Here is a 6,951-nt window from a genome sequence, read left to right on the forward strand (position 1 = left end):
ATCCCGCAACACACCTCTCAATACCCGACCCGCTTCCGGCCACACCCCGCCAGGCCGTATAGTTGCCCCATTCACGCTTTTACGAGATCCCCCATGAGTCAGCAAACGCCGTACATCTTCGACGCCACGACTGCCGATTTCGACCAGTCGGTGATCGAGAACTCTTTCCACAAACCGGTACTGGTGGATTTCTGGGCCGAATGGTGTGCGCCGTGCAAAGTGCTGATGCCGATGCTGCAGACCATCGCCGAGAGCTATCAGGGCGAGTTGCTGCTGGCCAAGGTCAACTGCGATATCGAGCAGGACATCGTCGCCCGCTTCGGCATTCGCAGCCTGCCGACCGTGGTGCTGTTCAAGGATGGCCAGCCTGTCGATGGCTTTGCCGGCGCGCAACCCGAGTCGGCCGTTCGCGCGCTGCTCGAACCCCATGTCCAGATGCCGCCACCTGCCGCGGCCGATCCGTTCGAGCAAGCCCAGGCGCTGTTCGATGACAGTCGTTTTGCCGACGCCGAAGCCATCCTCACCGTCCTTTTGGGCGAGGACAACACCAACGCCAAGGCGCTGATCCTCTACGCGCGCTGCCTCACCGAGCGCGGCGAGCTGAGCGAAGCGCAAGCGGTGCTCGATGCGGTAAAGAGCGATGAGCACAAGGCAGCCCTTGCCGGCGCCAAGGCGCAGATCAAGTTCCTGGGCCTGGCCAAGGACCTGCCCGACGCCGCCGATCTGAAGGCGCGCCTGGCGAAAGATCCGCAGGACGATGAAGCGGTTTATCAGCTTGCCGTGCAGCAACTGGCTCGCCAGCAGTACGAGGCGGCGCTCGATGGTCTGCTCAAGCTGTTCATGCGCAACCGCAGCTACAGCGAAGGTTTGCCGCACAAGACGTTGCTGCAGGTGTTCGAGTTGCTGGGTAATGATCACCCGTTGGTGACCCTGTACCGTCGCAAGTTGTTTGCTGCGCTTTATTAAGATCAAAAGATCGCAGCCAGCAGTTCTCCCGTAGAAGCTGCCGGTTGCGATCTTTTTCGTTTCACTCGATCCAGCGGTAAATCGGCGTATCCGCGCCACTCTCCACTTTCACATCCGAACTGTGCCGCAGGCGCACCAGCAGCCGCTTGCCTGAAACCGCGTTGCCGGTCAGCCCTTCCAGTTGATCCAGCAAATCCGGCCCGCTCAACTGCCCGGCCTTGCGCAGCAAATCCCGGGCGATCTGCCACAGCGCCTCATCCTGATTCGGCGCTTTGGCCGGCGTTGCGACGACCTCGGTTTTTTCCACCTGCAATTGCGCGCCGAACCGCGCCCAGTCGGCCTCATCCATCTCCAGCGTCAAATCCACCGGCCACTCGCCGATGCTTCCGCGAATTCGCAACATAGGTCTGCTCCCGCATATTTCTTCGCTGCATGCTCCCATGGGACTTGTGCAACGCCAAGCAGGCAGTCAAACTCTCCGCACTTACGTTATAAGATTACATAACATTTCTTTCATTTGCTTTCCGGAGATTCGCCATGCGTCGTCTGTTGCTCGCTTTGCCGTTTGCCCTGTTGCCGCTGGCTGTCGCCCATGCTGCAGACGAGCATGATCATGACCACGACCATGAGCACGGCAGCCTTGGTGCCCACGAACACGGTGTCGGGCGCCTGAACGCAGCGCTGGATGGCCAGACCCTGGAGCTGGAACTGGATAGTCCGGCGATGAATCTGGTGGGCTTCGAACACGCCGCCACCACTGACGCCGACAAGGCCAAGGTCGTCGCCGCCCGCAGCCAGCTGGAAAACCCGCTGGCGCTGTTCAGCCTGCCGAAGGCCGCCGGTTGCGTTGTGACGAGCCAGGAGCTCAATAGCCCATTGTTCGGCGACAAGCCGGACGCCGACGATGATCACGATGAAGACGCCAAAGACGAACATCATCACGACCACAGCGAAATCCACGCCCACTACAGCTTCACCTGCGCCACTCCGGCCGCGCTGAAAACCCTGGACCTGGCGAATATCTTCAACACTTTCCCGGCGACCCAGAAAATTCAGGTACAACTGATCAGCCCGAACGGGCAGCAAGGGGTGGAAGTCACAGCCAAGGCTGCGTCCCTGAAATTCTAAATTCACTTGTAGGAGCGAGGCTTGCCCGCGAAGGCGTCCTGACAGGCAACATCAATGTTGACTGTAATGGCCTCTTCGCGGGCAAGCCTCGCTCCCACAGTGGATTGTGTTGAATGTGAAAATTGAGACAAATCTCCAACTCAATGAAATCGGCGCCATGACCCAAGCACTCATCGAACTGTCCGACCTGGGCTTCAGCTGGCCCGGTCATCCACCGCTGCTGGACATCCCGGCCTTTCGCCTGGAACCGGGCGAAACCCTGTTCCTCAAGGGCCCCAGCGGCAGTGGCAAGACCACCCTGCTCGGCCTGCTCGGCGGTGTGCAAAAGCCCGATCGCGGCAGCATCCGCCTGCTCGGGCAGGAGCTGACGCAACTGTCGGCCGGCGCCCGCGATCACTTTCGCGTCGACCACACCGGCTACATCTTCCAGCAGTTCAACCTGCTGCCGTTTCTGTCTGTGCGGGAAAACGTCGAGTTGCCCTGCCACTTCTCCAGGCTGCGCGCCCAGCGGGCGAAGCAGCGGCACGGCAGCGTCGACCAGGCCGCCGCGACACTGCTCGCCCACCTCGGCTTGAAGGATGAACACATCCTCAGCCGCCGCGCCGATTCACTGTCCATTGGCCAACAACAACGGGTCGCCGCCGCGCGGGCCTTGATCGGCCAACCGGAACTGGTGATCGCCGACGAACCGACCTCCGCCCTGGACTACGACGCCCGCGAAAACTTCATTCGCCTGCTGTTCGCCGAATGTCGCGAGGCCGGTTCGAGCCTGCTGTTCGTCAGCCATGACCAGAGCCTGGCGCCGCTGTTCGATCGTCATCTGTCGCTGGCCGAACTCAATCGCGCCGCCACTGTTTCCGAGGTCTGAGATGTACTTGTTTCGTCTAGCCATGGCCAGTCTGGCTAACCGCCGCTTCACCGCGATCCTCACCGCCTTCGCCATCGCCCTGTCGGTCTGCCTGCTGCTGGCCGTGGAACGGGTGCGCACCGAGGCCAAGGCCAGCTTCGCCAGCACCATCAGCGGCACCGACCTGATCGTCGGCGCGCGTTCGGGCTCGGTGAACTTGCTGCTGTACTCGGTGTTCCGCATCGGCAATGCCACCAACAACATCCGCTGGGACAGCTTCGAACACTTCGCCAGCAACCCGAAGGTGAAGTGGGCGATTCCGATGTCTCTCGGCGATTCCCATCGCGGTTATCGGGTGATGGGCACCACCGAGGCCTACTTCGAGCATTACCAGTACGGTCGCCAGCAACACCTGGAACTGGCCGATGGCCGCGCCTTCGCCACCGATCCGTTCGAAGTGGTGCTCGGCGCCGAAGTGGCGGACGCCCTGCACTACAAGCTCGGCGACAAACTGGTGCTGGCGCACGGCGTGGCGGCGATCAGCCTAGTCAAGCATGACGACAAGCCATTTACCGTGGTCGGCATTCTCAAGCGCACCGGCACCCCGGTGGACCGCACGTTGCACATCAGCCTCGGTGGCATGGAGGCGATTCACATCGACTGGCACAACGGCGTTCCGGCCCGGGGCAACGAGCGGGTCAGCGCCGATCAGGCGCGCAACATGGACCTCAAGCCGCAAGCGATCACCGCGTTCATGCTCGGCCTCAACAGCAAGATTTCCACCTTCGCCCTGCAGCGTGAAATCAACGAATTCCGTGGCGAACCGATGCTGGCGATTCTGCCGGGCGTGGCGCTGCAGGAGCTGTGGAGCTTGATGGGCACGGCGGAAAAAGCCTTGTTCGTGGTCTCGCTGTTTGTGGTGCTGACCGGGTTGATCGGCATGCTCACGGCGATTCTCACCAGCCTCAACGAACGTCGCCGGGAGATGGCAATTCTGCGTTCGGTCGGCGCGCGGCCCTGGCATATCGCGACCTTGCTGGTGCTCGAAGCGTTTGCCCTGGCGCTGGCGGGGGTGGCCGCTGGCCTTGCGCTGTTGTATGTGTGCATCGCCGCAGCCCAAGGTTACGTCCAGGCCAATTACGGGCTGTATCTGCCGCTGGCATGGCCAAGCGAGTATGAATGGACGCTGCTTGCTGGCATTCTGCTCGCCGCCCTGTTAATGGGCAGCGTGCCGGCCTGGCGCGCGTATCGCCAATCCCTGGCCGATGGCCTGTCGATCCGTTTATGAGGATGTTGAAAATGCCCCGCGCTCTGCTTGCGCTGTTGATGCTGGTCGCCCTGCCGCTGTGGGCAGCCGAGCCGAAGGAGCTGACCTGGTCGGAGATGATTCCGCCGGACGCCATGCCGGTGGTGCCGGACATGACGCCCCTGCACGACTTGTCGAAGATGAGCGATGCGCTGTCCGCCGAATCGGCGCCGGCGGCCAAACAAAGCGTGCCGAATGCGCCGGTGGTCAAGACCCTGGATGGCCAGGACATTCGCTTACCGGGCTACATCGTGCCGCTGGAAGTGAATGAGGAAGGCCGCACCACGGAGTTCCTGCTGGTGCCGTACTTCGGCGCCTGCATCCACGTTCCGCCACCGCCGTCGAACCAGATCGTGCATGTCAAAAGCGAGGTGGGGGTGAAGGTCGACGAGCTGTATCAGCCGTACTGGGTCGAAGGGCCGATGCAGGTCAAGGCGTCCACCAGCGAGCTGGCGGATGCCGGGTATCAGATGCAGGCGGACAAGATCTACATGTACGAATTGCCGGAGTGATTCCGGCAGATTTGTATTGTTTGAAAGTCCGTCTTCGCGAGCAAGCCCGCTCCCACCCTGGAATGCATTTCAAATGTGGGAGCGGCGGTGCGACGATTCGACTTGCTCGCGAAGAGGCCATCAAAATCACCCCAAGGCTCACGTCTTCACTGTTTCCTTGAGCTGAGTCAAAAGACCGAATCGTTAGCCGCCTTACCATTGGACATCAAAAATTTTTAACGTCCTTTGGAGCCCCCATGAACAAGTCCCTGCTCGGCGCCACGCTGTTTGCTCTCGCGCTCGCAGCCCCGCTCGCCCACGCCCACGAAAAAGGCGACATCCTCCTGCGTGCCGGCGCGATCACCGTTGACCCCAATACCGACAGCTCCACCGTGAAGGTCGATCAGGGTCCATTGAGTGGTGCCGATCTGGGCGGCAAGGCGACGCTGAGCAGCGACACGCAGCTGGGCCTGAACTTCGCCTACATGATCACCGACCACCTGGGCATCGAACTGCTGGCGGCCACGCCGTTCGAGCATGACGTGAAACTCAAGGGCACCGCCCTGAGCGCAGCCAACGGCAAGCTCGGCAGCTTCAAACAACTGCCGCCGACCCTGAGCCTGGTGTACTACCCGCTCGACTCCAAGTCGGCGTTTCAGCCTTACGTCGGTGCGGGCGTCAACTACACCTGGATGTACGACGAACACCTGAGCAGCGAAGCCCGCGCCAACGGTTTCAGCAACTTCAACACGAAAAACTCCTGGGGCGTGGCCTGGCAAGTTGGTGCGGACTACATGCTGACCGACCACATCCTGCTCAACGCCCAGTTGCGCTACATCGACATCGAAACCCGCGCGACCGTGGAAAACAACGCCGTCGCACCGGGCACCCGGGCACGAGTCAACGTGGACGCAGATCCATTCGTGTACATGGTCGGTGTGGGCTACAAGTTCTAAAAATCGTTCACGTGGTGGGAACGAGCTGTAAAAAAAGGCGCCTGATGGGGCGCCTTTTTTCTATTCCTGCATTTTTTCCTCTGTGGGAGCGAGCCTGCTCGCGAAAAACGCAAGAACGCCGCGGAGTATCAGGCGTTGAGCGTCATCGTTCACGAACATCGCGAGCAGGCTCGCTCCCACAGGTGATCGCGCAATCAGCCGTGACGGTAGAACCGATCCAGCAACCCCGGCAACGCCGCACGCCAGGCGCGGGGCTTGATGCCGAAGGTGTGGAGGATTTTCTTGCAGGCCAGTACCGCGTGTTGTGGCTCTTCCGCAGCGTCGGGGCGCGCGGCGTGGGCCTGGGCGGTGGGGGCTTCGATGGCCAGTGGATGCAAGGCCCGGGCTTCGGTAAGGATCGCCTGCCCCAGCGCCAGCGGCGTGGTCGCCTCGTGTCCGGCGTAGTGATAGGTGCCCCAAAGCGGCGCCGCGCAATCGAGTTGCTTGAGCACCGAGATGATGACCCGCGCTGCGTCGTCCACCGGTGTCGGATTGCCCCGACGATCATCGGCCATCAACAGTTCTTCCGGACGCTCGGCCCGACCGAGGAAACGCCCCAGAGTGCCGTCGGGGCTGTCATCGAGCAGCCAGCCGAAACGCAGCAAAACGTGCTGCGGACAAGTCGCGCGTACGCTCTGTTCGATCCGCCACAACGCCTGGCCGCGCAGGCCCAGCGGTACCGGCTCGTCCTTTTCGCTGTAGGCCGTGGCGCGGGAGCCGTCGAACACGCGATAGCTCGAAGGCTGCAGCAGAACGATATTGTGATGCTGGCACAGTTCGGCCAGACGCTCGATCGCCCGCTCCTGCCCGGCCAGACGCTGCTCGCTGACCGCTTCGGCCTGGAACCAGTCGAAGTAGTACGCAAGGTTGATCAACGCGTCCGGGCGGGTGTCGTCGAGCAGTTGGGTCAGGCTCGCGGCATCCCAGCCGTCTTGCGGCGGGCGGGGGGCAAGGAAATTGATGTCTTCCTCTGCACCGAGGCGAATCAGCGCCTGCCCAAGGGCATTTCCGCCGCCCAGTAACATAAGGCGCATTCGCATAAAGTCAGCAGGCCCAGTCTGATTGGAACAATGGTTTTATCGACAGCGCCTGTGGGCGATGTCGTCGATAGTTGCCGGAATCGTTGCATTTTGCGGGTTTAGTGCGCAACCGTCATCCGCAAAGTGTAGATACCCGAGTGCCGCAGTGCCCGTGCGGGCCAATCGCGAGCAGGCTCGC

8 protein-coding genes are annotated in these 6,951 nt (G+C 61.7%); 6 read left to right on the forward strand and 2 right to left on the reverse strand.

Annotation, left to right across the window (positions count from 1 at the left end):
* Positions 1–93 precede the first annotated feature (93 nt).
* Positions 94–966: a thioredoxin gene (trxA, locus tag K9857_RS29125; RefSeq protein ID WP_224541836.1), complete on the forward strand. Its 873-nt coding sequence runs from the start codon at positions 94–96 to the stop codon at positions 964–966.
* 61 nt (positions 967–1,027) lie between these two features.
* On the opposite strand, the gene K9857_RS29130 is transcribed toward trxA, so the two are convergent.
* Entirely contained in the window at positions 1,028–1,369 is a 342-nt protein-coding gene (locus K9857_RS29130) for a hypothetical protein (RefSeq protein ID WP_224541838.1), read from the reverse strand.
* A gap of 134 nt (positions 1,370–1,503) precedes the next feature.
* Between K9857_RS29130 and K9857_RS29135 the strand changes: the two genes are divergently transcribed.
* The 5 genes from K9857_RS29135 (at position 1,504) to K9857_RS29155 (ending at position 5,694) form a co-directional block, all read left to right on the forward strand.
* On the forward strand, positions 1,504–2,094 hold the full coding sequence (locus tag K9857_RS29135; RefSeq protein ID WP_224541840.1) for a DUF2796 domain-containing protein: 591 nt from the start codon (positions 1,504–1,506) through the stop codon (positions 2,092–2,094).
* 157 nt (positions 2,095–2,251) lie between these two features.
* Positions 2,252–2,962, forward strand: a complete 711-nt coding sequence (locus tag K9857_RS29140; RefSeq protein ID WP_224541842.1) for an ABC transporter ATP-binding protein — start codon at positions 2,252–2,254, stop codon at positions 2,960–2,962.
* Between the two features lies 1 nt (position 2,963).
* The gene (locus K9857_RS29145; RefSeq protein ID WP_224541844.1) at positions 2,964–4,229 is read left to right on the forward strand and encodes an ABC transporter permease; all 1,266 of its coding nucleotides are present in this window, start codon (positions 2,964–2,966) and stop codon (positions 4,227–4,229) included.
* 11 nt (positions 4,230–4,240) lie between these two features.
* The gene (locus K9857_RS29150; protein ID WP_224541846.1) at positions 4,241–4,759 is read left to right on the forward strand and encodes a DUF3299 domain-containing protein; all 519 of its coding nucleotides are present in this window, start codon (positions 4,241–4,243) and stop codon (positions 4,757–4,759) included.
* Between the two features lie 236 nt (positions 4,760–4,995).
* Complete coding sequence (locus K9857_RS29155) at positions 4,996–5,694, forward strand: OmpW/AlkL family protein (protein WP_224541848.1); 699 nt, start codon at positions 4,996–4,998, stop codon at positions 5,692–5,694.
* A gap of 194 nt (positions 5,695–5,888) precedes the next feature.
* On the opposite strand, the gene K9857_RS29160 is transcribed toward K9857_RS29155, so the two are convergent.
* Positions 5,889–6,773, reverse strand: coding sequence for a sugar nucleotide-binding protein (locus K9857_RS29160; protein WP_175377106.1), 885 nt, complete (start codon positions 6,771–6,773; stop codon positions 5,889–5,891).
* Positions 6,774–6,951 lie beyond the last annotated feature (178 nt).

It is taken from the genome of Pseudomonas sp. REP124 (assembly GCF_020164475.1).
Lineage (GTDB): Bacteria > Pseudomonadota > Gammaproteobacteria > Pseudomonadales > Pseudomonadaceae > Aquipseudomonas.

Coding starts and splice junctions, on each gene's coding strand:
- trxA (WP_224541836.1), top strand. CDS start 94: ATGAGTCAGCAAACGCCGTACATCTTCGACGCCACGACTGCCGATTTC.
- K9857_RS29130 (WP_224541838.1), bottom strand. CDS start 1,369: ATGTTGCGAATTCGCGGAAGCATCGGCGAGTGGCCGGTGGATTTGACG.
- K9857_RS29135 (WP_224541840.1), top strand. CDS start 1,504: ATGCGTCGTCTGTTGCTCGCTTTGCCGTTTGCCCTGTTGCCGCTGGCT.
- K9857_RS29140 (WP_224541842.1), top strand. CDS start 2,252: ATGACCCAAGCACTCATCGAACTGTCCGACCTGGGCTTCAGCTGGCCC.
- K9857_RS29145 (WP_224541844.1), top strand. CDS start 2,964: ATGTACTTGTTTCGTCTAGCCATGGCCAGTCTGGCTAACCGCCGCTTC.
- K9857_RS29150 (WP_224541846.1), top strand. CDS start 4,241: ATGCCCCGCGCTCTGCTTGCGCTGTTGATGCTGGTCGCCCTGCCGCTG.
- K9857_RS29155 (WP_224541848.1), top strand. CDS start 4,996: ATGAACAAGTCCCTGCTCGGCGCCACGCTGTTTGCTCTCGCGCTCGCA.
- K9857_RS29160 (WP_175377106.1), bottom strand. CDS start 6,773: ATGCGAATGCGCCTTATGTTACTGGGCGGCGGAAATGCCCTTGGGCAG.